23 protein-coding genes are annotated in these 26,648 nt (G+C 40.0%); 4 read left to right on the top strand and 19 right to left on the bottom strand.

The genetic code is table 11. From position 1 onward, the window contains the following. Positions 1–942, top strand: coding sequence for a siderophore ABC transporter substrate-binding protein (locus H8B21_RS00200; protein ID WP_190311788.1), 942 nt, complete (start codon positions 1–3; stop codon positions 940–942). A 9-nt stretch (positions 943–951) separates the two neighbouring features. On the opposite strand, the gene hutG is transcribed toward H8B21_RS00200, so the two are convergent. Genes hutG through hutH form a run of 4 tightly spaced genes read right to left on the bottom strand, consistent with a single transcriptional unit; the run spans position 952 to position 6,737 of the window. Then, positions 952–1,905 (bottom strand): formimidoylglutamase, encoded by a 954-nt coding sequence (gene hutG / locus H8B21_RS00195; protein WP_190311787.1) that lies wholly within the window; start codon positions 1,903–1,905, stop codon positions 952–954. Between the two features lie 7 nt (positions 1,906–1,912). Next, positions 1,913–3,916, bottom strand: coding sequence for a urocanate hydratase (locus H8B21_RS00190; RefSeq protein ID WP_190311786.1), 2,004 nt, complete (start codon positions 3,914–3,916; stop codon positions 1,913–1,915). Beyond that, positions 3,913–5,166 (bottom strand): imidazolonepropionase, encoded by a 1,254-nt coding sequence (gene hutI, locus H8B21_RS00185; protein WP_190311785.1) that lies wholly within the window; start codon positions 5,164–5,166, stop codon positions 3,913–3,915. Before hutI ends, H8B21_RS00190 begins: the two co-directional genes overlap by 4 nt. A gap of 2 nt (positions 5,167–5,168) precedes the next feature. After that, positions 5,169–6,737, bottom strand: coding sequence for a histidine ammonia-lyase (gene hutH, locus H8B21_RS00180; protein ID WP_190311784.1), 1,569 nt, complete (start codon positions 6,735–6,737; stop codon positions 5,169–5,171). Positions 6,738–6,883: 146 nt separating this feature from the next. Between hutH and H8B21_RS00175 the strand changes: the two genes are divergently transcribed. Further along, positions 6,884–7,984, top strand: a complete 1,101-nt coding sequence (locus H8B21_RS00175) for an L-dopachrome tautomerase-related protein (protein WP_190311783.1) — start codon at positions 6,884–6,886, stop codon at positions 7,982–7,984. Here H8B21_RS00175 and H8B21_RS00170 read toward each other — a convergent pair. Continuing rightward, positions 7,979–8,284, bottom strand: coding sequence for a Smr/MutS family protein (locus H8B21_RS00170; RefSeq protein ID WP_190311782.1), 306 nt, complete (start codon positions 8,282–8,284; stop codon positions 7,979–7,981). The genes H8B21_RS00175 and H8B21_RS00170 overlap by 6 nt on opposite strands. Positions 8,285–8,329: 45 nt before the next feature. Here H8B21_RS00170 and H8B21_RS00165 point away from each other — a divergent pair, with 45 nt between their 5' ends. Beyond that, positions 8,330–9,712, top strand: coding sequence for a M20/M25/M40 family metallo-hydrolase (locus tag H8B21_RS00165; protein WP_190311781.1), 1,383 nt, complete (start codon positions 8,330–8,332; stop codon positions 9,710–9,712). Between the two features lie 15 nt (positions 9,713–9,727). Here H8B21_RS00165 and H8B21_RS00160 read toward each other — a convergent pair whose 3' ends face one another. From H8B21_RS00160 to H8B21_RS00115, 10 genes are all read right to left on the bottom strand, one after another. Continuing rightward, complete coding sequence (locus tag H8B21_RS00160; protein ID WP_190311780.1) at positions 9,728–10,120, bottom strand: group III truncated hemoglobin; 393 nt, start codon at positions 10,118–10,120, stop codon at positions 9,728–9,730. Between the two features lie 113 nt (positions 10,121–10,233). After that, positions 10,234–10,602 (bottom strand): aspartate 1-decarboxylase, encoded by a 369-nt coding sequence (gene panD, locus H8B21_RS00155; protein ID WP_190311779.1) that lies wholly within the window; start codon positions 10,600–10,602, stop codon positions 10,234–10,236. Next, positions 10,602–11,672: a DUF6695 family protein gene (locus tag H8B21_RS00150; RefSeq protein ID WP_190311778.1), complete on the bottom strand. Its 1,071-nt coding sequence runs from the start codon at positions 11,670–11,672 to the stop codon at positions 10,602–10,604. Before H8B21_RS00150 ends, panD begins: the two co-directional genes overlap by 1 nt. A 2-nt stretch (positions 11,673–11,674) precedes the next feature. Then, on the bottom strand, positions 11,675–12,664 hold the full coding sequence (locus H8B21_RS00145) for a PLP-dependent cysteine synthase family protein (protein WP_190311777.1): 990 nt from the start codon (positions 12,662–12,664) through the stop codon (positions 11,675–11,677). Positions 12,665–12,766: 102 nt separating this feature from the next. Further along, positions 12,767–13,789 (bottom strand): cytochrome-c peroxidase, encoded by a 1,023-nt coding sequence (locus H8B21_RS00140; protein ID WP_190311776.1) that lies wholly within the window; start codon positions 13,787–13,789, stop codon positions 12,767–12,769. A gap of 10 nt (positions 13,790–13,799) precedes the next feature. Then, positions 13,800–14,669, bottom strand: coding sequence for an MbnP family protein (locus tag H8B21_RS00135; RefSeq protein ID WP_190311775.1), 870 nt, complete (start codon positions 14,667–14,669; stop codon positions 13,800–13,802). Between the two features lie 57 nt (positions 14,670–14,726). Further along, positions 14,727–16,718 carry a TonB-dependent receptor plug domain-containing protein gene (locus H8B21_RS00130; protein ID WP_223814753.1) on the bottom strand — a complete coding sequence of 664 codons (1,992 nt, stop codon included), beginning with the start codon at positions 16,716–16,718 and terminating at the stop codon, positions 14,727–14,729. A gap of 1 nt (position 16,719) precedes the next feature. Beyond that, complete coding sequence (locus tag H8B21_RS00125; RefSeq protein ID WP_190311774.1) at positions 16,720–17,646, bottom strand: hypothetical protein; 927 nt, start codon at positions 17,644–17,646, stop codon at positions 16,720–16,722. 213 nt (positions 17,647–17,859) lie between these two features. Next, positions 17,860–18,162, bottom strand: coding sequence for a hypothetical protein (locus tag H8B21_RS00120; protein ID WP_223814752.1), 303 nt, complete (start codon positions 18,160–18,162; stop codon positions 17,860–17,862). A 151-nt stretch (positions 18,163–18,313) separates the two neighbouring features. Next, complete coding sequence (locus H8B21_RS00115; RefSeq protein ID WP_190311772.1) at positions 18,314–18,469, bottom strand: hypothetical protein; 156 nt, start codon at positions 18,467–18,469, stop codon at positions 18,314–18,316. Between the two features lie 179 nt (positions 18,470–18,648). Here H8B21_RS00115 and H8B21_RS00110 point away from each other — a divergent pair, with 179 nt between their 5' ends. Next, positions 18,649–19,440: a MerR family transcriptional regulator gene (locus H8B21_RS00110; RefSeq protein ID WP_190311771.1), complete on the top strand. Its 792-nt coding sequence runs from the start codon at positions 18,649–18,651 to the stop codon at positions 19,438–19,440. Between the two features lie 8 nt (positions 19,441–19,448). Here H8B21_RS00110 and H8B21_RS00105 read toward each other — a convergent pair whose 3' ends face one another. The 4 genes from H8B21_RS00105 to H8B21_RS00090 are packed head-to-tail and all read right to left on the bottom strand — an operon-like array spanning position 19,449 to position 26,648. Beyond that, the gene (locus H8B21_RS00105; protein ID WP_190311770.1) at positions 19,449–21,509 is read right to left on the bottom strand and encodes a DUF262 and DUF1524 domain-containing protein; all 2,061 of its coding nucleotides are present in this window, start codon (positions 21,507–21,509) and stop codon (positions 19,449–19,451) included. A 45-nt stretch (positions 21,510–21,554) separates the two neighbouring features. Further along, entirely contained in the window at positions 21,555–23,057 is a 1,503-nt protein-coding gene (locus H8B21_RS00100; RefSeq protein WP_190311769.1) for a hypothetical protein, read from the bottom strand. Continuing rightward, positions 23,054–25,015, bottom strand: coding sequence for a restriction endonuclease subunit S (locus H8B21_RS00095; protein ID WP_190311768.1), 1,962 nt, complete (start codon positions 25,013–25,015; stop codon positions 23,054–23,056). The genes H8B21_RS00100 and H8B21_RS00095 overlap by 4 nt, the downstream gene beginning before the upstream one ends. After that, entirely contained in the window at positions 25,008–26,648 is a 1,641-nt protein-coding gene (locus tag H8B21_RS00090) for an HsdM family class I SAM-dependent methyltransferase (protein WP_190311767.1), read from the bottom strand. The genes H8B21_RS00095 and H8B21_RS00090 overlap by 8 nt, the downstream gene beginning before the upstream one ends.

Below are 26,648 nucleotides of genomic sequence, written 5' to 3'. Positions count from 1 at the left end.
ATGAATAAAATATTTAAATCAACACTCGTTCTGACATGCCTTTTATTCGCCCTTATTCAAACAGGTTGTAATTCTAATCCGAAGCAGGAACAGGTTTCTGAAGAGCAACTTGAAATAGAACATAAACTGGGGCCGACCATGGTCCCCAAAAATCCGTCGCGTATCGTAGTGCTGGATATAGGGGCATTGGAGACTTTAAAAGAGTTGGGTGTAACGCCTATCGGGATTCCCAAGAAATATATGCCGGAATATTTAGACGATCTTAAAAACAACCCGGATATTGCAGATGTAGGATCTGTAATCGAACCCAATTTTGAGGGGATAAATGCATTGTCTCCTGATTTGATTTTGATGTCTACCCGTCAGGAACGTTTCTATGACGAGCTGAATGATATTGCACCTGCTATCTTTATCGGGACAGATAATAAAGATTATTTACCTTCATTCAAACATAATGTTATGCTTTTGGCGAAAATTGTCGATAAGGAGCACGTGGCGGAGGAAAAGCTTCATAAATTGGAGGAAAAAATTAAGGTTGCGCAGAAGGAATTTGAAGGAGATCCTGGTAAGGCGCTTTTCCTAATTTATAACAATGGTAAATTCAGTGCTTTCGGTAAAGGAAGTCGTTTCGGCTTTATACATGATGTATTGCATATTAAACCCGTTATGGAATTAAAAGACGAGTCGGTACACGGGCAACGGGTGTCTAACGAACTTATCGCTAACGCTAATCCAGATTACCTTTTTATCGTGGATAGGAATGCGGCTGTTGTTGGAAAAAAAGCAAATTTAAGTGAAGTGGAAAATCTGCTTGTAAAACAAACAAACGCGTTCAAAAATGGTAAGATATTTTATCTAGACCCTGATTTGTGGTTTATTTCCGGTGGTGGGTTGACTTCTGTTGACCTAATGGTAGATGACATTGTAGAAAGGTTCAAATAACTAAAGACGCTATTTTTTGACCACCCTGAATACCAAATCCGCGACTAATTTTGCGGTGCGGTTATCGATATCATAATCGGGATTTAGTTCGGCAAAATCTATACTGACAAATTTGGGGGAATTGATTATACGTTCAAAGACCCACATAAAGAAAGCGTTAGGCACTATCCCGTTATAGGCAGGCGCACTCACACCCGGGGCATAAGGTGCAGCGAATACATCCATATCGACCGTGACGTACAGCTGATCTATTTCCTTTATAAATGAAGATAGCTGTTCCTGTATTATTTCTATATTGGAAACATCAAAATCCTGTGCTTCTATCCAATTTACACCATGGGTATGTGCGGTATGGAATAGTGCTTGTGTATTGCTTATTTGCTGTATGCCAATAGGCAGATAATGGAAACTTTCTTCTCGTTGTGCTATTTGATAAAACCCTGTACCCGAAGTAGCCCGATTATCTTTCGGTTCCCGGATATCAAAGTGAGCATCGAAGTTGATGATACCGATTTTTTTGTCGCTGGCCTTCCGAAGTCCGAGATAATGCCCAAACGTAACCTCATGTCCGCCACCAAGCACAATAGGAAAACCGCCCTTCTTTAAAATGTGCGCTATCGCTTCACCCAACGCTTCTTGCGATGCTTCCAAATCGTTATTATAACAATGGATGTCACCCACATCTATAATACGAACTTGTTGTTCTTGGAAGACGGGCAAATTCGATAAGCTTTTTCTTAAAAACGCTGGTGCTTTTGCTGCCCCTACGCGTCCTAGATTTCGTTTCACACCTTCATCACATGCGTAACCGAGTAATACAAAACAATTACTTAAATCGTCAATTTCATCGAGGTGTATACATGCTGCAACTTGGTGCCAACGAAGATGCGCTTGGTCAGGACCATCCACTCTTCCTGTCCAATTTATCGACGAAGGAGCTGTATAATAGTTTTGGTATGCCATCGACCGATTATTGGAAAATATTATTCAATACGTCGTCATCGACTTCATTTGCCAGTGTCACTTTCAGTGAACTTGTTCGGTTCAATTCTGTCTCGATGGCTTGACGAGCTTCTTTATTACGCGCCCATGCACGACGCGCTATACCATTGTTAACATCGTAAAATAACATACTTTCTAGTTTTCGATCTGCTTCCGCAGAACCGTCCAAAACCATGCCGAAGCCACCATTGATGACCTCACCCCAACCGACACCGCCCCCATTATGGATAGAAACCCATGTAGCGCCGCGGAAACTGTCACCGATAACGTTATGGATCGCCATATCTGCCGTGAATTTACTGCCATCGTAAATGTTACTCGTCTCGCGATATGGGGAATCCGTGCCACTGACATCATGGTGATCGCGTCCTAAAACAATAGGCGCAGTAATTTTTCCGTCCCGAATGGCTTTATTGAATGCTTTGGCAATCCGTATGCGTCCGAGAGCATCGGCGTAGAGTATTCGCGCTTGCGAACCGACTACAAGCTGATTAGCTTCAGCCTGCCGGATCCATTGGATATTATCTTGTAGTTGTTGTTCAATTTCCGGGTAAGTGGATGCCAACAACTCTTCCAATACCTCGATAGCCATGTTATCAGTTTTGTGAAGGTCTTCGACTAACCCAGACGTACACACCCATCGGAAAGGCCCAAACCCATAATCAAAGCACAGGGGACCCAAAATATCTTGTACATAAGAAGGATAGCGGAAGTTGATGCCATCTGCTGCCATCACGTCAGCGCCTGCCCGACTACTCTCCAAAAGAAAGGCATTGCCATAGTCGAAGAAATAGGTTCCGCGAGACGCATGCTTGTTGATGGCGTCCACTTGCCGTATCAATGAACGTTGCACCACTTCTTTAAAAGCCTCTGGTTGTTCAACCATCAGTTTATTGGATTCTTCAAACGAAAACCCTACAGGATAATAACCACCTGCCCAGGGATTATGTAAAGATGTTTGGTCTGAACCCACTGATACCTTTATGTTGGCATCCCAAAAGGCTTCCCATACATCAACCACATTCCCGATGTAGGCGATCGAAATGACCTCTTGCTGCTCAACGGCTTGTCTCACGCGTGTAATAAGCGAAACCATATCCTCAATTAATAAATCTACCCAGCCTTGTTCGTGACGTTTATGTGCAGCAGCAGGGTTCACTTCTGCACATACAGTGATACATTCCGCGATATTTCCGGCTTTGGGTTGTGCACCACTCATACCACCGAGTCCCGAAGTAAGGAAGATATTGCCGCGTGGGCTTTCGTTTTCGGGCAGTTGTTTTCGAAAGGCATTCATCACCGTGATCGTCGTGCCATGGACGATACCTTGTGGACCGATATACATATACGATCCGGCGGTCATCTGCCCGTATTGTGTCACACCAAGTGCATTGTATCGCTCCCAGTCGTCTGGTTTGGAGTAATTAGGAATCATCATACCATTCGTTACAACCACCCGTGGTGCTTCTTCAGAAGATGGGAATAAACCCATCGGATGCCCACTGTAAATGTGGAGTGTTTGTTCGTCTGTCATATCAGATAAATATTGCATCGTTAGCAGGTACTGCGCCCAATTCTGAAAAACGGCTCCATTTCCACCGTACGTAATCAACTCGTGCGGATGTTGCGCTATGGCGGGGTCAAGGTTATTCTGTATCATAAGCATAATAGCCGCGGCTTGCTTGCTTTTGGCAGGATATTCCGAAATCGGACGTGCATGCATGGAGTATGTAGGACGAAATCTGTACATATAGATACGACCGTAAGTGTTGAGTTCTTCCAGAAACTCTGAAGCCAGTTCTTCGTGCCATGCCGCCGGGAAATAACGGAGCGCGTTTCGAACGGCAAGTTTCTTCTCATCGGGTTGCAATATGTCTTTACGTTTCGGTGCATGGCTGACTGAGTTATCGTATATGGCTTTAGTTGGTAATGTTGTCGGGATACCTTGTTTTATCTGTTCTTGAAAGGTCATAGTTGCTCTCCTTTCGTATAAATCAGCTTACCACTTTTCCAAACTTGTTGGGGTAGGAGTGTCCCTTGCATATAGGTGATGTTTTGATAGTTAGAGGTCGTATAGATATTGAAGTCGGCAAGCTGTCCACGTTTTAACTGACCTCTATCTGATAAATTCAACGCTCTCGCCGCCCTAAAGGTAATAGCGGAAAAGACTTCTGCATTGCTGAGTTTTTCGGCGGTCGCTAAAATAGATGCCTGTACCATAAGCTGTCCCATAGGTGCAGAGCCGGGGTTCCAATCGGTTGCAATGGCTAGGATTGCCCCTTCGTCCAGCAGGCGGCGTGCAGGAGTATAGGAGCAGCCTAGTCCGAGAGATGCGCCGGGCAATGCCACGGCAACAGTATCCGACTTCGCGAGCAAGTGGATTTCGTCTTCTGTAGAGGCTTCCAGATGGTCGGCGCTGATGGCTCCAAATTCAATGGCAATAACAGACCCTGACGGTGTAAACTGATCGGCATGTACCGTAATATCAAAACCTTGTTCTTTAGCGCTACGGAGATAAGGCCTTATTTCGATAGCGTTAAATGCACTTTTTTCGACGAATGCATCGATTCTATTCGTTAAGTTCTCCTGTCGTAGGATAGGAAATAATTCAGCCACCATTTTTTCCAAATATGTCGTAGCGTCTCCATCAAAATCCCGAGGTTTCATGTGCGCCGCAAGGCAGGTAGGCACCAAATCGACAAGAACTTCCTTTTGAGCCAACTGTATGGCATGTAAGGTTTTGACTTCTTGTTCTATTGAAAGCCCATAACCACTTTTTATTTCTACGGTCGTAATACCTTGTTTAATCAATGTATCGACCCGCTCTATAATATGGGCAGCAAGTTTTTCCTCAGAAGTTTCCCGTGTATGTTGTACGGTGCTCCAAATACCGCCGCCTGCTTCTGCTATTTCCAAATAGGTAGCACCGGCATTGCGCAGGGCAAAATCATTTGCCCGGTTTCCGCTAAAAGCAATGTGGGTATGGCAGTCGATATAACCCGGCACACATACGGCTGGCGTATCGATGTCGGCGAACGCTACTGTAGAACCATATTTTTCCCGTAAAATAGAATATGGCCCCATATCAACAATGCGGTTATGTTCTATGATAATACCGCCCTTTTCGATAATCTCCAATGTATTATCGGCCAATGCGCCATGTAGGGGCATGTTCGCTAAAGGCAATAATTGGGTGAACGGGCCTATTAGTTTTTTTGCCATGATTAAAATGTATTGAATTGTTCTGCATGTTGACCATAATAGGGTATACCTTGTTCTTCAGCCACCTGTAATGCTAATCTAACAAGCTCACCGGAACTGACCAATTCTTGCGCTTTGGATAAGATGTCTTCCATCGGTTGGTCGGCTTCGATATGCGGAATATGTTGCCTAATTCGTTGATGGACAGCTTCTATGATAGGAGTCGATTGTAAAGGCCTATGGAAATCAAATGCCTGGCCCGCACAAATCAATTCGATGCTGAGGATTCGGCTGACGTTTTGGATGACTTGACGAAGCTTACGTCCACTGATGGACCCCATGCTCACATGGTCTTCCTGTCCGAGAGAGGTAGGAATACTATCGGCACTAGCAGGGAAGCACAACCCTTTATTCTCGCTTGCCAAAGCAGCCGTTGTATATTGCAGGATCATAAAACCAGAGTTTAATCCGGTAGCTTGGAGTAGCAATTTAGGGACACCAGCGGTGTCTCCCTCCAGCGAAAGATAAATGCGTCTATCGGATACGTTCCCTATCTCAGAGACAGCCAACGTGGCGTAATCCATGGGTAACGCAATAGTTTGCCCATGAAAATTGCCGCCGCTGATAGTGAAGTTTTCGTTGATGATAACCGGATTGTCCGTAACGGCATTAATTTCTGTTTTAACAATACCCTTTAGATGCAGCCAGGATTGTCGCGATGCACCGTGGATTTGGGGAATACAGCGTAGCGAATAGGGATCTTGAACCCGGGAACAGTTTTTATGAGATTCCACGATTTCGGAGCCCCTGAGTAAATTATAAATCGTGCTGGCAACAAATTGATTCCCCGGATGCGGGCGAAGATCATGCAATTCGGTGAAAAATGGTTTAACGGAAGCGTTTAATCCTTCGAGCATCAATGTAGCTATAAGGTCAGCATTTGTTAATGCATTATGCATTTCTGCTACCGCCATGACCGCGTGCGCAGCCATAAATTGGGTGCCGTTAATAAGTGCTAAACCCTCTTTGGCACCTAACGTAATGGGAGCAAGTTGGTATTCCGCCAGAACGGATGCCGTGTCTCTAACTTCTCCATCTATGCAAACCTTTCCCAATCCGATAAGGGGCAGGAACAGATGGGCTAGCGGAGCGAGATCACCCGAAGCACCTACCGAACCTTGTTCAGGGACTATAGGTATGATATCGTGATCAATGTGCCATAGTAAGCGCTCTATGGTTTGCCACTGAACACCAGAAAAGCCCTTCGCTAGCGCATGGATCTTTAGAACGAGCATGAGTTTAGCAAGCAATGGGGAAACAGGCTTACCGACACCCACGGCATGGCTTTTCAAAATATTCTCTTGTAGTTTTTGCGTGTCACTGGCATTGATAATTGTTGTACACAACGGACCAAAACCGGTATTTACACCGTATACCGTATTGCCGGAAGCCACTATATCTTGAACGTATCGTGCACTTCGTTGCACCACTTCTTTTGTTTCTTCCGATAAAATGCCTTTTTGTTCTCCTCGCGCTAAACGTAACGCCGTGGAGCTGTTGAGGTCATCGATGCCATATTTAAAGTTGTTCATAATCAAATTTAACGGATTTGATCTACATTTGGCAACATAGGGGGTAACGTGCGGCTTCTTACCATTATCAAATCATAAAAAACAAACCAAATACGTATTATCTTGTTTAAAATTATAGACATATCGATATGAAAAAACGAAATATTATGCTGAAAAATTTAATTTTTATCTATTTAACAATCATGAGCTTAAGTGTGTTTGCCCAAGAGATAAAAGACCCTCGTTTAGAGGTCGTCGCTTCCTTCGGAAAGTCGCAACCGATAGGGGTGAGTGTATCAAGTGATAATCGTGTATTCGTGTCTTTTCCGCGAAAGGAGCCTTATACGATGGGCCTGTCTGAAATTATCGATGGGGAGCGTAAACCTTATCCGGATATGAAATGGAATGCGAAAGAGGGACTGCCGGATAGCCATTTCGTAAATGTACAGGATATTTATGTGGATACGGACGATCAATTATGGGTGTTGGATTCTAAACCTTCTTCGGCAGGTTCTGTGTTCGGAAAAGATGGTTCAGCAGAGGGGCAGCAAGGACAATTCAAATTGGTACAGATAGACTTAGCAAACGACAAAGTGGTTCGACAATATAGTTTCGACGATTTGGACAAAGCGAAATCGGGTTTAAACGATGTACGCGTGGATACCGACAAAAAACTGGCTTACCTTTCAGATCCCGGACAGGCGGATATTGTCGTATTGGATTTAGAGACGGGAACAACGAGATTGCTGTTAGCAGAATCATCCTTTACAAAAGCTGATCCTAGAGTAGTGTTAAGCTACGAAGGAAGCGATATGCGTGATAGCAAAGGTAATCCATTCCGTTCCAACGTGAATGGTATTGCGCTGACAAAGGACAATAGATATTTTTATTTTAAGCCGATCAATACAACTAAGCTTTATCGGATAGAAACAGTTTATCTTGCAGATGCCTCGCTAACGGCAGATGAATTGAAAGCAAAGGTTGAAGACCTTGGAGAAACGACGATTACACATGGTTTAGTCGCCGATGTAAAGGGGAATATCTATTTGACTTCTTCCTTGGATTATAGTATTAAACGGTACACCCCCGAAGGTAAAGTGGAGATGGTCGTGCAAGATAGCCGGTTGATCTGGCCGGATTCTTTGGGTGTGGGAAGCGACGGGTACTTGTATTTTTCGTGTGCACAAATGAACCGTTTGCCACAATGGAATGATGGCAAAGATAAGGTTTCTTATCCCTATGAGGTTTATCGTGTGAAAGTGTTATAAACCGATATTAACCACGACTATATCGTCGTTATGATAGGAGGGATGATAGCTGGCAATTGCGCCTCCCTGTTTATAATGAGCTAATTCTTCATAAACGGCTTGGCGCAATATGCCCTTACCTTTTCCGTGGATAAAGCGGATTTCTGTATAATCCCAATAGATTGCCGCGTCGAGCATTTCCCGCATCAATTCTAACGATTCAGCCAATAGTTCATTGGTCTCGTAAATGTCGAGATTTCCCAAGAAAGCTTCTGTATGTAAATCCACCGTTTTTGGAGGTTTGGGTAATGTCCTTGCCATATGTCAAAAATAATGTTATTTTAGAATTATAAATAGTAAATGTTCATGAAAGCAATTTTTAAGGTTTTACTTCTTGGTGTCTGTAGTTTGGGAGAAGTGGTTGCCCAACAAGATTCACTAATGATGGAGCGCATATATACAACATCTTTCGAGAAAGGGAAAGCCTACGAGAATCTGCGCTACCTAACCAAGAACATTGGTCATCGTATAGCGGGTTCAGCTAACGCGGAGGAAGCCGTAACATGGTCTAAATCACTTATGGAAGAGTTAGCATTTGATCGCGTTTATCTGCAGGAAGTACAGATGCCTTATTGGGATAGGGGGGAGAAAGAAGAAGCCTATATTATATCTACCAAAGAACCACTCCATGTATTGTCGTTGGGAGGTTCGGTAGCGACACCGCCGGGTGGTTTGGAAGCAGAAGTTATAGAAGTGGAGCTACTGAGCGAATTGCGTGCACAAGGAGATAAAGTAAGGGGGAAAATTGTATTTGTCAATAAGCCTTGGGACGAATCTATTGTGGAAACCGGAGTAGCGTATGGCTTGAACAGTAGCCAACGCAGTCGAGGACCGGCAGAAGCCGCCAAACTTGGTGCTGTAGCCTATCTTTTTCGGTCTTTATCATCGTCTCCGGATGACGATTATCCACATACAGGAGGTACAAAGTACGTAGAAGGGATTGATAGTATCCCAGCTTTGGCCATATCGCCTGTCGGTGCGAATAAACTTTCAGAAGCATTAAAGAAAAAACCTACAACACGTATTCAAATTACAAACCATTCTGCTTGGAAAGGAAATGTAATTACTCATAATGTAATCGCCGAGTGGAGGGGCTTGGAGAAGCCGGATGAAATTATAACGATAGGTGGTCATATTGATTCTTGGGATGTAGGTGAGGGTGCGCATGATAACGGGACGGGTACAATGGGAACGTTAGACGCGATCCGTATCTTAATGGAATTGGGTTATAGGCCGCGACATACCATCCGACTGGTATTTTATATGAATGAGGAAAATGGTGTGCATGGCGCTTTACAATATGGTGAAACAGCTAAAGCAAAAGCTGAAAAGATAATCGCCGCCATTGAAAGTGATGCGGGAGGATTTGCGCCGCGTGGGTTTGACATCAAATCATCTGCTGAGCGGGTCGATTGGATCCAACAACATTGGAAACCTCTTTTTGAGCAAAAATTTTGGGTGTCGCGGTTTTTACAAGGAAGTCCTGGCGTAGATTCCGGTGTATGGGGACGACACTTCCCGAATACGATCATGTTCAATTTTCGTCCAGATCCGCATCGTTATTTCGATATACATCACACCGCTAAAGATGTTTTTGAAGCGGTAGACCGTCGTGAATTACAATCAGGAGTTGCTGCGATTGCTTCTTTGTTATATCTTGTCGATCAGCAAATAGACCAGTTACCGTAAGGGATAGGAGATAATCTAAAGCAACGGTTTAAAAGGCGATTGGCGGATATGTTCCAGTTTTACCTGAAACAATGCTGCCATTTTGCGTCCTCGGCTTTTAGCTTCATCAGCGACAGGGCCTTCGAATAGATCATTTACAGTCTTATCGAAAAGCTGTAACCAGCGTTCGAAGTGTTCTGCTTCTATCGGCAATTGTGCGTGGGGAGGAAAGGGGCGGCCTTGGTAGGTATATTCATCCAATAAGATGGTTTGCCAGAACGTATACATCTTTTCTAAATGTACCGGCCACTGTCCCTCTAATTTGGCGTTGAAGATAGGGCCAATAAGATCATCTTCTTGTACACGACCGTAAAAGGTATTGACCATCAACTTAATATCGTCCAACGTTTTTATATCTGCTTTTGCCATGACTTGTCTCCGAAATGCAAAGTTAAACAAGAAATAACGGAAAAAACATGATGAAACGCATAAAAGGTTACACTATTTGTCTGTATAGTGCAACCTTTTTTCGGATCTTATCGCTAATAATCGTATTTTTCGATTGATTTTATTTTGTTTTCCCCCGCTGTAAAAACAAGCGTTGGTTGGTACGTATCCGCCTCATCTGGGGATAGTTGGATAAAGGAAAGAATATGAACTGTATCGCCAACTTTGGCATGAAGTGCTGCGCCCCCGTTCATGCAGACTTCGCCGCTACCTCGTTTTCCTGGCAATACATAGGTCATGATACGGCTGCCACTAATGGCGTTGTTAATATAGACTTGTTCATATTTCTTGATGCCAGCTGCGTCAAGTAAATCGGCATCTATCGTGATAGAACCATTATATTCTACATTTGCCTCTGTCACCTTAACTGTGTGAATTTTTGCTTTTAAAATTGTTAAAGTCATTATAAAATAGCTTTTATGTTTTCTTGATTATTGTCTACGTTGTCAATTGTTGTCGTTGCCAAAAATAGGTATAAATTATCGTCCTGGACGATCGAATAACTGTGATACAGGAAGTTGGGTGTAAAAGTATAAGGTCGCTTTATATCAAAATTTTGGATACAGGTTGTTTGTATCTCGTATTCCAATTTTCCCGAGGCTGCATATTTACAAATGACAAATATGTTTTCATCTTGCTGTTGTTTCAATTGTAGCCAAGCACCTTCTCCAATACCGCCTATCCATTGGGCATGCTCCGGAACGTTGGATGGACGTAACGGGGCGTCTATCATTCCGGGTGTTTGGTCACAAGCTAAATCTTGTGAACCCTTTTTAGTGAAATTATCTTTTAATAAGCCGAATTGGAATAATAGCGAATCTTTGCGTCCCATCTTCCACGGTTTGAGTAATCCTTGTTCATAACAAAAAACTTCTTCGTTAGGGGCTGCATTAACAACATTACTCGTTGGGCTTGCCTTGAGACATTCTGGATACAGTATTTTGCGACGTCTTTTATCATCTAAGTCCATGCCTTCCGCTAGTATCTGTGCCACAAAACGGGAGCAACTGTTGTTGCCTTTAGCAAGAGCACCATATAAAATAGGTCCTTCTGCTACCAATTTTTCGGCATACGCGACGCATTTTGAAAAAGAAACTTGTTTGCAAATCGAAAAAAATGTCCGTCCGCCTCCATGTGTAGCCTCTTCTTTTTCACAAAGCTCTTCCAATATTTCTATAACATTCTGTATTTCGCCCTGTGGTGTAATTTGGGCTTTTGTGGAAATTTCTAAACGTGGATCAAAGAGAGCAGATCTTGCCCGTCCGTAACCGCGTGGTGATAGATAACGGCCGAAATCAAAATAAAGTACTCTTCCACTATTTCTTTCAATAAGTAATATTGCTGCATGGCCCACTTTAAAATGGAGATTTTTTACGATGCCTATTTGTTTTAAAAATGCCATCCATTTTTCATCCCCCAGGGCGGTTTTGTCCGGCCAAGAAATAGGAATAGCTATATCGTTGAAAGTATACATATTCAAAAGTTAAAGTGACGTGATGTTTGTAAAGGTGTTGGCCGGTGGATATGCTCGTTATAAAGTTTGCTTATATATCGGTCACCATGATCTGGAAAAAATAGGACAACGATATCTGTCTTAGAAAAGCCCATCTTATCGGCATATCTATCTAAAGCCGCGATCACGGCCGCACTGGAAAATCCGGTCATAATGCCAGTTTGGGAATAATATTCGTTTGCCATACGTTTTGTTTCATGACAGTTCACTTGAAAGATATGATCTACATAAGCTGCATCAAATGATCCGGGAATGAAGTTTCTTCCGATTCCTTCAATTGGATCAAAAGCAGTCGTGTCATTAGGTAGGGTGCGCTGTTTGAGAAAATGACCGAGAATAGATCCATTTGGTTCTATTCCCCATATTTTAATATTGGGACGTTGCTCTTTTAGAAAACGTCCGGCCCCCGATATCGTTCCACCTGTGCCTACGCCCGCTATAAAATGAGTGATACTACCTTCCGTTTGTTTCCAAATTTCGGGACCTGTTGTTTTATAATGGGCTCTAATGTTTTGTGTATTATAGTATTGATTGGTAAAGTAGGCATTAGGATGAGTGGATGCAAAGGACTGTGCCCGAAATTGTGTGGAATTGAAGTCATGCAAACCGTTGGAGTTCTCACAGATTTCTATGTCTGCACCAGCTTTTATCAGAAGATCTATTTTTTCTGTTGAACAGCTTTGCGATACGAATATCTTAGCACGATACCCTAATTTTTTGGCTATTAACGTAATTCCGAGCCCTGTATTACCGCTGCTAGCTTCGACAAAAATTCCTCCCGGTTTAATTTTCTTTTTAGCTATAGCATCCTCAATCATAAATAAGGCGGGTCGATCTTTTGCCGACATTCCAGGATTATGAAATTCCTCTTTAATAAAAATGTTGGTGTGATATCGAGTGGAGAGAGCATCACAGTGCCGAAGTGGGGTATTGCCTATAAATTCGCGAATCAAAATATCGTCGTTTTTAATTATGCCATATCTATAACGAAGAATTTAGTGTTATAGCATATCTTAAAACAAATATTAACCTTAATTTGGGAAAGAATTGGGAATTTATTTTCCAACAAACGTAGGATCGCTTAACGTTTTAATAAAGGAGATAATATCGTTCTTTTCTTGGTCGCTTAGTGGTATCCTATTGCCATTTTCTTTTAAAATAGGATCGAGGTTGTCTGCATCTAAAACGCCGCTATCAAAATAATCCAAAACAGCCTCTAAAGTTGGAAACTGCCCAAAACTACCATAAGGTGCGGTGTATTCGGCATTTCTTAAAGACGGAACCCGAAAACGCATATAATCTGCCGGAATGCCGGTTACTCTACCACGTCCTCCCTCCTCTGGGTTGGGGTTTAAGGGAAAGCCAACATTTCTGAAACTTTGATCTGTAAATAGTTCTGTACTGTGGCAACTCGCACATTTAATTTTAAACGCTTGATACCCCCTTGCTTCACTTTCCGTAAACGTCTCTCCGCCGTTTCGTTTTACTTTGTCGTACTTACTATTGGCGGAGATTAACGTATATTCATATTGTGCGATACTTTGGTAAATCCGATCCGGGGTGATACCTTCATCACCGAATGCTTTTAGAAACATATCCTTATAATCATGATCATCCTTTATTTTTTCAATCACTTCTAAAATAGAAGAATTCATTTCTTCATGTGTAATGATAGGGACTAATGGCTGGCTTTCCAACGTGAGCTTGTTACCATCCCAATTATAAAACTTCATAAACGCTAGATTTTGAATGGGCGGTGTATTGCGAAGACCTACTCTATCGTAAATCCCTATTGCCTGAACGTTATTATCGGCAAAAGCACTCGACTGATTGTGACAACTTGCACATGAAATGGTATTATTCCCACTGAACTTTTTCTCGTGGAATAATTTTTCGCCTAACTCCACTCCGTATTTTGTGGGCTTATTCTTGGTTATTGCGTTATTCAACGCCGGAAATCCTTGTGGGATTTCCAGCGGAATCTCGGGGTTGTCATGTGGCATTGGTTCGATGACATCATCCCGGTTACAGGATAGCAACAGCAGTAAAGTGGACAATAAAACAAATACGTTTTTCATATACTTCACGTCAATTCTCTACCCTTTCAACTGAAAACATACCTTGAAGATCGCTTGAGCCATTGCCACCTAAATTATCAACAAATAATACCATATTTTCCATTTTATTGCCGCTGTGAACATTTGGTGTGGTAGCGTTCCCTGGTTCCAATGTTATTTCAGTGTTTCCGCTTAGTAATTTATCGAAGTCTGCTTCGATTGTGACTTTAGAAGCTTTGCTCCCGACGATAGCATTGTTCGGAAGTGTTAACGTAATATCCCGATAAGCATCAACGCCTTGTACCCAAGACGAGGAATCATCTGGGTCGCCGTTTAAAGTGCTTCCTGTATGAATGGAAAACTCTTTATTGTCTGTATCATAGAAACCTTCAAGTTTAGCAAATCGATATCCGGTTGCCCATTGCCAATGCATTTCGGTGTCGTTGGCACCCGCTTCGTCATAAAACTTCGGGAATCTTGCCTGATCGAGGTTATTTAATTCATGTTTAACCCCCAATCCAAATTTGATCTGCTTATATTCACCCGCAGGAACATTGCTCAACACATAATCTAGTGTCTGAGGTTTCGCTTGGTTGACCACTGTTGCCCCCTTATCTAGATCATTGATATTGTAAGGGAATTCACCGCCGTCCGCTTTTATCAAACGGATATTGCTGATGACGTATTTTAATTCAGAAAAGCGGTGTATCTGTCCTTTGGCAGATGTGTTTACGGTAGCTGTATTGGATGCGGCGTTTCCAAGCGCAATCGTTTTGTCTTTGAATGTGTTATTAAAATGTAACGTAATATTGTTTGCAACAGGATTGTCATCGTTATCGCTACAGGAGATCAGTGCCAGCGAACATACTGATGCCAAAAGATAATTTTTAATTGTTTTCATTTTTTGATATTTGATTTGTATTTAAAATTATAGTTGTTTTTAAACCTTCGTTGTGTGTCAGAAATTGAATTTTAATGAAGTGAAAATATTGCGTCCCATTCGTGGAATATTTCCCCAATCGGCATATGTACGGTAATATTCATTGAATAGATTTTCCGCACCAACCTGCAACATCGTTCTATAATTTTTGAAGTTGAAGGTATAGTCTGCGGAGATATTCCAAATTTTATATGCGGGTGTATAATCTTCACCATATTCCGGACTGTAGTTCTCTTGTGCGAGATCGCCGTGCAAAGACGTCTGAATACCGAATTTCTTGTGCATAAAATGAAGAGACGTCTGATAAGTTAAAGGGCGGATGAATGGTAGATTCCCATTTTTATCGTCTACCGCCCGTGCATAGGTAACCGTTCCTTTCCAATGCAAATGTTGCAAAATATCGTAGTTAGCATTTATCGCCGTATTGAAAAGTTTGGAATAGTCTAATGAAGTGTAGCCTTTTACACCAACCGATTGATAATTCATTGGGCTTCCCAAACTCAAAATTCTTCCAACAATATAATTTTGGAGATGGAAATAGTTTACCTTAGCTTCTATCCCCATCTTTTCATTTTTAAACCCTGCACTTGCATTAGCCTCATAAGAAATTTCGTTTTTCAGGTCGGGGTTTCCGATATAATCGTATCGGTCAAAGCTGTTATAAATATAATATCCATACCCCTCCGAAACGGAAGGAGCTCTATGACCATACCCAGTCCCGACAGAAAAGTCAAACTGATTGATATGTAGCTGATAACTGGCTTGTAAAGCTGGTAATATCCTGTTTTTTTCTTGTGGTGTACCGGGATAGAAAATCCAGTTGAATTCCACGTATTTGGAACGATTGTAATTCCAGCCGAGAGAGCCACCAAAATTCAGTCGACTCATTTCCGAAAAGTCCCAAGAGTTGTTTACGGAAAGTCCTGCAAAACGCGTTGTCACCCAAGGCCAAGTATATGCAAACATCGTTTTATTACTCCGGTCTTGTGGATACATTGTCATTTCCGCAATGGATAGATTATCGTATACATTTAACTGGATCTCGGAACTGTAATGACCACGTTTCAAATTTGCACGCGAAACCAACCCATACGTAGTACTCCAACCCGGCATATCCATATGCACTAAATTTTCAGGGCGTTTGGTGTCATCCATATAATGTTCTACTGCATTGAAATACAGTTTAGTATCCCAAACGCGTAACATCCCCTTTTCAAACAGTTGTTTGTATGCAGCTGAAGTAATAATCGCACGGGAAAGCCATAAATCCATTGGAAGTGCAGGAAAACCGACATCTTTTGCCTTATCATAGATAGCATCCACCCGTATGGAGGAAAGCGGACTTGTTTTGTATGCCAGACCTAAGGACGCGTTAAATTTGTTGTATTGCGAATGGTTTACTTCATCGTTATTTCCATCATAATAATTGCCAGCTTTCCGAAGAGCGATACTTCCGTCTGCTGCAAGCTTATCGTTTGAATAAGACAGATTTCCGAGGTTGAAAAACTGTTTGTTATTGGTTTCAAAACCTGTCTGGTAGCCACCGCTCCACGTCTTTTCCAAACCGAACGGTGTACTTTTCCTTTTTAGGTCGATGCTGCCTGCAACCGTTGCACCGTGCATACTTCCTTCTTGACCCGATGTGATATCAATAGTTGAAAGGTTATTGCTTTCTACATATGACGTGACCGGATCCATCTTATCTGTACAAGCACCAAAGACATGCATGCCGTCGATGGTAATGGTAGAGCGCTCTGTACTCATATTATTAAGTAACGGTTCCCATGCATAAGCACCTCGCTTTATAAAGCTGATGTTATCGGAAGAAGCTAAAAATTCATCTACTGAAACAGCCATTTTCATTTCCGTCTCTATTTTTTTCTTTGCTTTAGCGATGACCTTGACCTCCTCGATTCGACGTGTACTGTCATTTAGGATCGGCGCATTTTGGGCCTTTGCATTTACTCCAAGAAAAAGAATCCCCAAAATAATATGTAGCTTCATCATCATCTTAGAATAAAATATCAATATGTAATTCACTTTTCACACCTTCGACTCCCGGTGTAAAATCAGTAGGTACTTCCGTTCCTTTGAGGATTTTTCCATTTTGGTCTAGCATGATGAAATTCAGTGTCCAGTTTCCTGTCATGGTGTAATTGACCACGCCGCTATACAGACCACCACTTTGCTGTGTTAAATCCTCGTTGTTAGGCGAAGAATGATTTCCCATGGAGGGTTCGGGCATCCGTGGATCCAGCTGTAAGGTATAACCACTTACCTCGGTGTATGAAAATTGTGAAGGATCCGGGAAATCTCCAGCAGGTGAATTGGTGGGTTTATTGAATTTGTAAATTCCGGCAACCAGATCATTTTCACCGACCTTTGGTTTTTGTGGTGACACTAAAGCGATAAAATACTGCTCATCGTCCTTCCCCGTAAATGCTGTCATATTCAAGTTTTTGTTAATCTGCTCGTGAACAGGGATGGCTTGCTTCGCTATATAAGCTTTATTGTCAACAGTGAAGTTTATGTAGATTTCCCAACTTCGATCCGTATTGCTTTCTCTTGTAAATACAGCGTATCCCGAAAGATAGTCACTATCCGTTTTGTATACCAGATTGTACCGATGAGGACAGGAGTTCTTGTTGCCATCCGCTTCACTCATGATGGGTAGAAATGTTACGTCCGTTGCATTTATTTCTTTATGGGTTTGGCTATCCATTATCTTCAATCGGACTTCGTTGTAGCCTTTATAGAAAGTTCCATTCAATGCTTCAATGCGGATATCATAACCATCGCTATGGATATTAGCAACTTCTTCGAAATCAAGATGCTCAGGAACTACTGTGTTTATTTCTGCTTCGTAATCCGTTTTTTCTTTCGTACAGGATAACACCACAAAACAAATTGCGGTGAGAAGAAATATTATTTTGTTCATTATTATTGATGAATATTGTGAAAATGATTAAGTCCCGCACGCAGCCTGTTAACAGACTAACATACCAAGAATTGTTGCTGACGCCGTTATATAGGGTTAGCTACGCATTTATAGCAAGGAACTTCAGAAAAGATATGCTATGCTAAAAAATGAGTCGTATCCAAATGATAGGTAGCATCAAATAGGGGACAAGCTAAGCTCAACTGATGTGAATTAGCTAATTGGGGGGTGAAATATATCGGTATTGTAGTTAAATATATAGTCAATCCGATAAGGTGAAAAATGGTATGGATTAATTCCTTCTTTCGGCTGGTATACGATATAAGGAATGTGCTCTTTATGGACATAAAGAGAATTGTATTCATATACCACTAAATTCTTTTTTGTTTCCTCTTTCTCTTTTTCCTTTATTTTCTGCATCAGTACACACTGTCCATCACAGTGGAGTTGAGGTCGATCTTTGTTTATACATTTTGCTAGATAATCGGGGAGGTGTATCTGATACTCTACGGCCATAATACTGCGATAGAATGACTGCAGCGTCAAAGCAATTAATAGAATATATGTGCAAAAACGTATCAAACCTGTTTCTTATCTTAATCGATCCTCGTCAAATATACGGAAAGAATTTCTCCTGGAAATGACCAATATCATTTTTGCCAATTATTTAGATCATAATTATGGCTGAATCGGCTAAACCCGTAGTCCGGGAACTAACTGGAACCTCCACTGGATTGAGCCGTGGTTCCCACCAGCGCATAACGAAAAAAGCCCGACTTTCATCGAGCTTTTTGTCGTCCTGTCGGGACAATTTTCGAATCATTTTTTGGAGGATTTGATAAAATTAACACAGGAAGATAGTCATTTAACAATCTAATATCCAATCATTTATTGAAAAAAATAGTAATATAGCATTATAAAAAAGTTAATAGTGGTTCGAATTTTTGCTCATTTTGCGAGCTCTACTTCATTCATTACTTTTAACGTCGTTTTATTTTAGAAATGAGTAATAGATACAGTAATAACTTTTCGGTCTGCTATGTTGCCAAGCTTTTTAAGGTAGATACTTCTACAGTCAAAACGTGGGCTAAGACTTTCGCAGAATACCTGAGTAATGGTGCAAATCCAGTAAAAGGTAATCAACGTTACTTTAATTTAGATGATGTTAGAGTAATGGCATACATTTATTACTATTGGGAAGACCAACCTGATTTAGAACATATCAAAATAGGATTAAATTCTAATAGCCATTATGATCATGAGTTGATAGATGACCTAATTTTAAAAATAAGTCCATTTATATTCTATTACCACGATAAAGTTGACGAATCATGGAAGCACGGTGTATTATTTAGCGGATTGTCCGAATTTAGTGATACATTTTACCTTGCAAACTCTTATAAACTTGCAGGAGATCAATTAATAGATATTGCACTTAAGAATGAAGCGCCATGGGATCTGTTTTGTCCAGCTGTATACAATTACCGACATGCAACAGAGTTATATTTAAAGTCTGTGTTTGGCTCGGCTAAGCAAACTCATAATCTAAAAACACTCTTCGAAAAATTTAAGAAAAGTATCAAAGAAAAATACGATCAGGACTGTCCCGATTGGTTTACAAATATTATTTTAACTTTCGATACGTTTGATCCCTATGGTACAACTTTCCGTTATGGCGGAGATATAAATTCAAGTGAAGTATTCGTTGATTTTATACAGATGAAGACTGCCATGGGATGGATGGCGGATTCCTTTCGAAACATCCGGAGACACCAAGATCTTCCGGATGTTTGAGATAGATATTATTGGTCCTGATAATCTAAAGCCTGCTGGATGAATCCCATAGCTTTAGATATTTCTTCAATTGAGGCTACTCCTAATTCAACGTCTCCATTACCCCAACGTCCAAGATCTGTAACATCCTTACATATATTTTCAGGATCTATCAATTCACTGAAAGGCATATTTAAGGATAATCGAAGACGAGATTTTTGCGGAACAATGTCAACAAAATTTGTAGATGTTTTATAAGCGATATAAAGCTTTTTGAATTCTTCTTTAACGGAATCATCCAATTCCAGAATCCGCTTTCTCAACTCGTAAAAGACGACAAGCATTTCCCCAGACAGGTACTCGTAATCACTTGTAGTATATTCATTAGCAATTCGCCTTTCTTGTTCAACATATCTTGTTAACATATCTTCTGACAGGTTAGGGTATTTCCAAACGTTAGCTGCGATTTCAGCTAATTGACCAGCTCTTTCCTGAATATGGATTTCATTCCATTCTTCCACTGTTCGTAGGTAATTATTCAAGTTAAGTGGCGACTGATTAAATCCGCCTTCAATAGTTTTCTTTTTTTGAAATGGACGATCACTTAGTTCCGAATTGTAGCCTGTCAATGTCAGATTGCCCAATGTATGCAACCAAGTATTTTGTATTTCTTTCCAGTTCTCACCCAGCATCTGCTGCCATTCTATATTGAGGTTTTCGTTCTGCGGAAGTATATGTTCTATGGTATAATCAATGATAGATACCCATTCTTTGCGTCGGTAATTTTCCAATCTGCTGAGGAAGTAAGTTTTTGATCGGAAATTATATAGATCTTTCACTTTAATTTCACGGATAAATTCACCGTCGTTCGGAAACCTCTTGTAACCGTTAAAGAGTTGCATCGTAGCAGAAAGGCTACCCAAATAATCCAACTTATTGACGGATTTATATAGTGTGAGAAAAGTTTTGTTCAGACTGTTAGTAGCAATTCCACAAATCGCTCTTCGAAAAACATAATTTTCCACTAATTGCAATACTTCTAAAAACTTCCCTTTGTCGATCATTTGTTTGCTGTAATCATTATATACAGCCAGCAAGAAGGGATAAGACACATCTACGCGTAGTTCTTTCAAGTTTTTAAATGCTTTCAATAAGTCCGGATCCTTTTCCTTCAGCAATACCATGTTGGCATAATAAGAGGCATACTCCGTAATATCAGCTACAATATCTTCTATCAGCAATCCGTTAGCATAGGATTTGAACGCATTGTAAACAAGATTAATATTTGGTATGACTCCCGTCTTCGTAGAAAGGTAATCACGCATAAATCGATCGAAAAATGCTACATAATCGTTTCCATAGTTTTGTTCCATCGGGTACCAATACTTTTCATACAATCTTGTTTGGGTCTGGATCTCTTGTCCCATTAAGATATAATTACGAATAAGGTCAGCTTGAGACAAATCTAAACCGGTGGAATTCATACTCTCGAAGATAAGTTGCGGGTTATCTTTACCCTTTTCGAGCGTAACATCTACAGCAAACAACTTCATGATGCCATTATATAATGCATTGACGTTTTCTCTGTTAATGTTTTCCCTAAAAAATTGATAGTTTTCAAAAACCCGTTGAGAATATTTCTCCGGCAATGGAAGATCGTTCAGAAGACTTAAATAAGTCTCTTTATCCTTTCTAGTCAATAAAAGCTTATATCTTAACTCATTATCTTCGTCCGCATTCAAAAGGTAATAGTTTTTTAGCTTTGAAGCATTGGTTTCTATCTCTATTTCATTATTCTTTAGGAACTCCGATAATCCTAAAATAATTAAACTAACGGTGGTTACTCGCTGTTGTCCATCAATAATAAGCAACTGTGGCACATCCGTGGTATTATAAATGCTTTCTTGGAAATAAACAACAGATCCTACAAAGTGGCCCGAAATGCTTTTGTCGTTTCCTGCTCTTAAGATATCATATAATAATTGTTTACATTGTGATAATTGCCAGCTATACGTTCGCTGATAAATCGGGATTACAAATTGCTTTGGTCCTTTGAGAACAGTTAAAAGGTTTGTAGAGGTTGCTTTCATGATATTAAGAGTTAATTAGATTATCGATTTACAGATAAACTTAGTCTACTTTTTTCCATATTTTCTAAACGCAGCAATAAATTGGTAAATAATAAATCCAAAAATTACCTTGCTGATATAATCTATCGCTAATGACCAGTTCGTAAACTCTTCTTTATTAACTAAAAAGTCATTTCGATGCGTGAGATCAATAAATGAAAAGTAATAACCGATTAGTTTGTGGTCAAATTGGTTAGAATTGAATATTCTCCCAAGACTTAATAAATAGAGTATGTATAAAAGTACTGAAACTCCTATGAACCATAAAAAAGGTCTAATAATCGAAAGTCCATGTTTATTTGACAAGCTATTTACTTTAAGAATGATACGGTCTCCGCAAGAAATCGAATTGATTTTGTGCAAAGCATCATGGGCAATTGATTGTAACTTTTGCGCCTCATAGTAATTTCCGGTATTTTCCAACGATCTTTTCAATTGTAAAAATATCTCATATTGATCTTTGTGATGATTTTGCGTTTTCCGTTCCGGATAATGTACGTTCTCAATAGGCATAAATTTCTCAAAACTCGAATATTGATCGGGAAAATTGCAGGAAGTAAATGTTGCTTTGGCAACTTTGGATCTATAAAGAGAAATTCGCTTATATTTATCGAAATCTATGTTATCAAACCAAACGCCATCAAGATTACTCTTGTGTATTCCTATTTTACTATCAGCTTGATCATCTATTGGATAGATGTTATGTAAGCTAACTTCTCCTTTTGGGAGAAAATCAGAAATATACCAACTGTTGATTTTTGTGCTTTCAATCAATAGCGGACCTTCTGTCATTCCCGATAGCGAAAGCGAATTTAAATTGGATCCAGAAATTATTGTAGTTTGTTCCTCAACCGGCTTCGAATATTGTATCAATAGATTGATGTTCAAAAGAGCTTTCTCTTCTTCAGTGAAGTAGTAACCTACTTTATAAGGCGGATAAGACTCATAACTTCTTTTGTATAATTCCTTTCTTATTTCGTTTGCTTCGTTAGTTTTAAAAGAAACAATTTTTGTGTCGTATATATAAAAAGACTGCTTTTCGTTAATAACTGTAAAAAAATCGGTATTGATATCTCTCAGTAATTTACGCCAATATTTTGGAAATACATTTTCTTCTGTGTATGAGACATCTACTCTATTCTGATCTAAGAAGAATACACCGCGGCCAACGCAATTATTTATACTTACTGATTTGAGGTTAGGGCTACTTATTCGCCCAGTCAAAATAGAGTTGAAAAAATGGATGGAGATATTTTGAGATAAAATATTCTCAACCTGCAAATCTTCTAAATAACAAGCTACAAATTGGATACTAATATTTTCGAAATTTATATCCTCTGAATTTTCAATAAAAACTTTTCGGAATCTACAACCAATAAAATTGAAAGTGATTTTCCCATCCTCAAATGGAACTCCTGCGAACGGGCCAGCACTAATTGATATAACAGTATCGGGTACATAGCTATGATCTTCGATTGTCGAATAAGGTACGATTTCTATACGACTCATTTCCCCTTCGCTTTCTTAATTAATTTTCCAAACCCTTTTGGCTCCAAGTTATTATCTCTTAACCACTTTAATCCAACCAATATTTGATCCCTAGTATATTGCTGTTTCCGATCACTCCACTTATAAAAGTCCTCAATCAGCTCATTGTCTGATATCGACTTTCCTTGAATAATTCTGTTGTTCCATACGGCGTAGATAGTTGCAATTATCTCTGCTTCTGCTTCAGTTGTTTGATAAAGCAAATTAAATAATCTATCCAATCGCACCTGTGCCGGGGCAAAATAACCTTGATAATATCCCTCGATTTTTTCCTCTTTTGTTAAAGGTACGAAGCGTTGATTTTGCGAGTCAAACCATTTCTGTGTTTTGAAATGACCATATATCGATTTCATAAAAGCGTTATCATATGGACCAGCGGCTTGGTAGTAATAATTTTGGTTCAAATCTGCCTCGATGATATGCTCGGCCAAGAATTGTATTTTTTGAAATTTGATATTGGAAAAGTTCGGATCGTCCTTAAATACTGACACGACTTTTCCAGCCAAAACTTGCCGGGCAAAACCTTTTCTGTTGGACGGAATATCTAAATGTTCTGTGTCACCATAGCATACGTCCGGTTCTGCAGCAATTAAAATATCATCACTTTCTATATTGTAATTGTCACTAACTTTTACCTGCCCATTCATTAACATAGGTAATAGCCAATCACGAAGTTGAGCAAGTTCTTGATTTTGTTGGAGATTGATTTGCTTCTTTTCATCCAAATGCTGAGCAATGTTATAGTATTGCTCAACGATATCCTTTGGAGGTAAAACTACTTTACAGGAATTTACGAACGAATCAAATAAGAAATTTTTAATACCGCTTGTTTTACCTTCATATCCAAAGAAAACACCAGCATTATATAGGCGTTGCCATTCTTGCTGAAAATTGAAGATATATTTTTCGTCTTTTAGTGATATCGCTTTACAAAAATTTGAACAAATAACATCCGTATCAAATCTTTCGAAGGTCTTATTTGTCAATAAAGCAATTCTTCCTGTAGATTGTGTCGGACTACCTCCTGATATCTCTATAATGAAATCATTTGGTTTTAGCGCTTTTGACAAATTATTTTTCAAGATAAAGCGTTGTGGCGCTTTTACTTCTCCTTTTCCATTAAGCCCATTGATATCCGCTCCTCTAACACAATAGACTCTTTCGGTATAGTTTCCTTCTTCTATGCCTTTTCCCCAATCTCCAGCCTTGGTCTCCTTGATCCAATCACTAAACACTTGAACTTCCCATCCCTCCGGTATCTCTCTTTTCACCACTTGATTATACACCATCTTACCACCGGAAGATTTATAAGGTTTACCGGTCTCATTCGGAAAATCAAACTGTACAAACCAGTAGTCATACAGAGTTTTACTCATTTGCTCCAGTTCCGCATTGATTCTATTGTTTAGTTCAATCTTATCGTCTAATGCGGAAAGAACAGATGCTACTTTTTCCTGAATAAGAAGATTAGGTAAAGTTAACGGTATATCATCCATGAGCTTAGTATTTAAAGAGGGCATTGTTGCACCCACAGAAATATTGAGCATCATTTCTTTAAATACCTTTTGTCTAAAGTAAAAACTAATATACTTCGGAACAGCCTTGCTTTTATCGACTCTAACTCTAATGCATCGACCTGAAAACAACCAACCATCTTCTTCTAAACTCACGTAAGTATTCCTATCTACAGATCCTACCCGGCTGAAAACAATATCGCCCTCTCTTAAAATATACTTTGAAAGTCTATCTCGATCTTTTTCGGAAACATAAGGGAGATTTTGATGTGTGAAGCTTGTTTCTCCTAGATGTTCAACAGTTACAATTGGTGTTCCTTCTTCAACATAATCACTTTCGTGTAGCTGACTTCCAAAAGGTCCTGTTTGAGAAATGGCAATATCCTTTAACTTGACTTTATTCATACTTCAATCCTTTTAATTGTTTCTGAATTTTAGCATCCAACTCATTTCCTTTTTTAAAAAGATTCGCCAAACGGTTTTCAAAACCATTGATTTTGTTAGCAAATTCTTCGGACGTGATGTCCACGTACTCTATCTTCACCTCAAAATATTGACCTGCAGAGAAGCTATAGTTTTTCGCTTTTACCTCGTCAGCATTCACTACCACACTCAGGTCTTCTACTACTTCTTTTCTATGGAACGTGTTAACAATCTTTGCTTCTTCTCCCCGGGTGAGTACCGTACGTTGATTTTTGCCTTCCTTGACCGTTTCGCCCAATTTACTCGCATCCATCAACACGATCTGTTCTTTGCCCGCTTGTTTATCTATAAAAATCACAGAAACATTGGTACCCGTACTAGCAAAAATATTGCTAGGCATGCTGACGACACCACGTAACCATCCTTTGTCAACGAGTTTTTCGCGAATTTTCTTTCCAATCCCACTTTGTGCGGTGATAAATCCTGTCGGGACGACAATCGCTGCTTTTCCAGTATCACTCAGACTATACATAATATGTTGTATAAAGAGCAAGTAAATCGCCATCGATTCTTTTTTGGATTTAGGCACATTTGGTATGCCTGCAAAAAAACGCTCCTTAAATCGATCCGTATCTAAATCTTCTCTAAAGTCGGAAAAGTCCAAATTAAATGGTGGGTTAGAGACGATATAATCAAACTTTTGCTTTCCCAAATAGTACGGCTGCGCAATAGTATTGGTCTTGATAACATTCGGAATGCTGTGTGTCAAATTGTTTAAGATCAAATTCAATCGCAACATGGTACTTGACTTCTGCGAAATATCTTCCGAATAAATGGTGCATCTGTCTTCGCCAATATTGTGTGCCAAGGACATCAATAGGGAACCTGATCCCACACTAGGGTCATAACACCGGGCTTTCTTAACATCACCTTCTACCAAGATATTGGCAATGATACGGGCCACGGCATTGGGTGTATAATATTCAGCATATTTGCCACCGGAGTCGGAGTTGTAGTCCTTAATAAGATACTCAAAAATATCCTTAAAGAAGTCGTATTTCTCTGTAAAATAGTCTTCAAAACTCTCCTCAAAACTAAACTCAAACAATTTGTTGATTAGTGCCTTACAGAAGTCATCCCGCTGCGAAGAATCCGTGATGTAATTGCTCAACTCATCGAACAATTTATCTTTTGCTCCAGAAAACGATTTGATAGAAAATACATCGGCATTCTCGATACTGATATCCCGTAACGTATCATCAAATGTTTTGGCGAAGTCTTCGGAGTTTTGGATATTGTACAAGTGTGAGATCAGTTGGTGAGGTTTCAGACGAGGTACATTTTCATCCAGTAAGTCCATCAATAGCTCGTACTGATCACTTTGTGTATCGTATAGATTTTTTAGACTCTGATAGAACTCTTTGTTATCCGCCAATTCGGGTCTCAGTCTTTTGACTTCGAACCGGAATTTATCGTTTAAGAACTTATACAGGAAAACTTGTGTTATAATTTTAAATTCGTTACCATCGTTGCCCAAACCATAATTGGCACATACGCTTTTTAGGCTGTCAATGAGCTGTTTGGTTTTTGTGGTATAGGTAATATCGTGTGTCAT

This window comes from Sphingobacterium chuzhouense (genome assembly GCF_014692525.1).
GTDB classification, from domain to species: Bacteria; Bacteroidota; Bacteroidia; order Sphingobacteriales; family Sphingobacteriaceae; genus Sphingobacterium; species Sphingobacterium chuzhouense.
The sequence above is the reverse complement of the archived record's forward strand: the minus strand, read 5'-3'. Positions and strand labels throughout refer to the sequence as shown.

What these genes read in the sequence shown, in the direction of transcription:
- H8B21_RS00090 (WP_190311767.1), bottom strand. Translation starts at nt 26,648, where the DNA reads ATGACACACGATATTACCTATACCACAAAAACCAAACAGCTCATTGAC.
- H8B21_RS00115 (WP_190311772.1), bottom strand. Translation starts at nt 18,469, where the DNA reads ATGATTCGAAAATTGTCCCGACAGGACGACAAAAAGCTCGATGAAAGT.
- H8B21_RS00110 (WP_190311771.1), top strand. Translation starts at nt 18,649, where the DNA reads ATGAGTAATAGATACAGTAATAACTTTTCGGTCTGCTATGTTGCCAAG.
- hutI (WP_190311785.1), bottom strand. Translation starts at nt 5,166, where the DNA reads ATGGCAAAAAAACTAATAGGCCCGTTCACCCAATTATTGCCTTTAGCG.
- hutG (WP_190311787.1), bottom strand. Translation starts at nt 1,905, where the DNA reads ATGGCATACCAAAACTATTATACAGCTCCTTCGTCGATAAATTGGACA.
- H8B21_RS00200 (WP_190311788.1), top strand. Translation starts at nt 1, where the DNA reads ATGAATAAAATATTTAAATCAACACTCGTTCTGACATGCCTTTTATTC.
- hutH (WP_190311784.1), bottom strand. Translation starts at nt 6,737, where the DNA reads ATGAACAACTTTAAATATGGCATCGATGACCTCAACAGCTCCACGGCG.
- H8B21_RS00135 (WP_190311775.1), bottom strand. Translation starts at nt 14,669, where the DNA reads ATGAAAACAATTAAAAATTATCTTTTGGCATCAGTATGTTCGCTGGCA.
- H8B21_RS00165 (WP_190311781.1), top strand. Translation starts at nt 8,330, where the DNA reads ATGAAAGCAATTTTTAAGGTTTTACTTCTTGGTGTCTGTAGTTTGGGA.
- H8B21_RS00120 (WP_223814752.1), bottom strand. Translation starts at nt 18,162, where the DNA reads ATGGCCGTAGAGTATCAGATACACCTCCCCGATTATCTAGCAAAATGT.
- H8B21_RS00125 (WP_190311774.1), bottom strand. Translation starts at nt 17,646, where the DNA reads ATGAACAAAATAATATTTCTTCTCACCGCAATTTGTTTTGTGGTGTTA.
- H8B21_RS00190 (WP_190311786.1), bottom strand. Translation starts at nt 3,916, where the DNA reads ATGACCTTTCAAGAACAGATAAAACAAGGTATCCCGACAACATTACCA.
- H8B21_RS00150 (WP_190311778.1), bottom strand. Translation starts at nt 11,672, where the DNA reads ATGTATACTTTCAACGATATAGCTATTCCTATTTCTTGGCCGGACAAA.
- H8B21_RS00105 (WP_190311770.1), bottom strand. Translation starts at nt 21,509, where the DNA reads ATGAAAGCAACCTCTACAAACCTTTTAACTGTTCTCAAAGGACCAAAG.
- H8B21_RS00140 (WP_190311776.1), bottom strand. Translation starts at nt 13,789, where the DNA reads ATGAAAAACGTATTTGTTTTATTGTCCACTTTACTGCTGTTGCTATCC.
- H8B21_RS00100 (WP_190311769.1), bottom strand. Translation starts at nt 23,057, where the DNA reads ATGAGTCGTATAGAAATCGTACCTTATTCGACAATCGAAGATCATAGC.
- H8B21_RS00160 (WP_190311780.1), bottom strand. Translation starts at nt 10,120, where the DNA reads ATGGCAAAAGCAGATATAAAAACGTTGGACGATATTAAGTTGATGGTC.
- panD (WP_190311779.1), bottom strand. Translation starts at nt 10,602, where the DNA reads ATGACTTTAACAATTTTAAAAGCAAAAATTCACACAGTTAAGGTGACA.
- H8B21_RS00175 (WP_190311783.1), top strand. Translation starts at nt 6,884, where the DNA reads ATGCTGAAAAATTTAATTTTTATCTATTTAACAATCATGAGCTTAAGT.
- H8B21_RS00095 (WP_190311768.1), bottom strand. Translation starts at nt 25,015, where the DNA reads ATGAATAAAGTCAAGTTAAAGGATATTGCCATTTCTCAAACAGGACCT.
- H8B21_RS00170 (WP_190311782.1), bottom strand. Translation starts at nt 8,284, where the DNA reads ATGGCAAGGACATTACCCAAACCTCCAAAAACGGTGGATTTACATACA.
- H8B21_RS00130 (WP_223814753.1), bottom strand. Translation starts at nt 16,718, where the DNA reads ATGATGATGAAGCTACATATTATTTTGGGGATTCTTTTTCTTGGAGTA.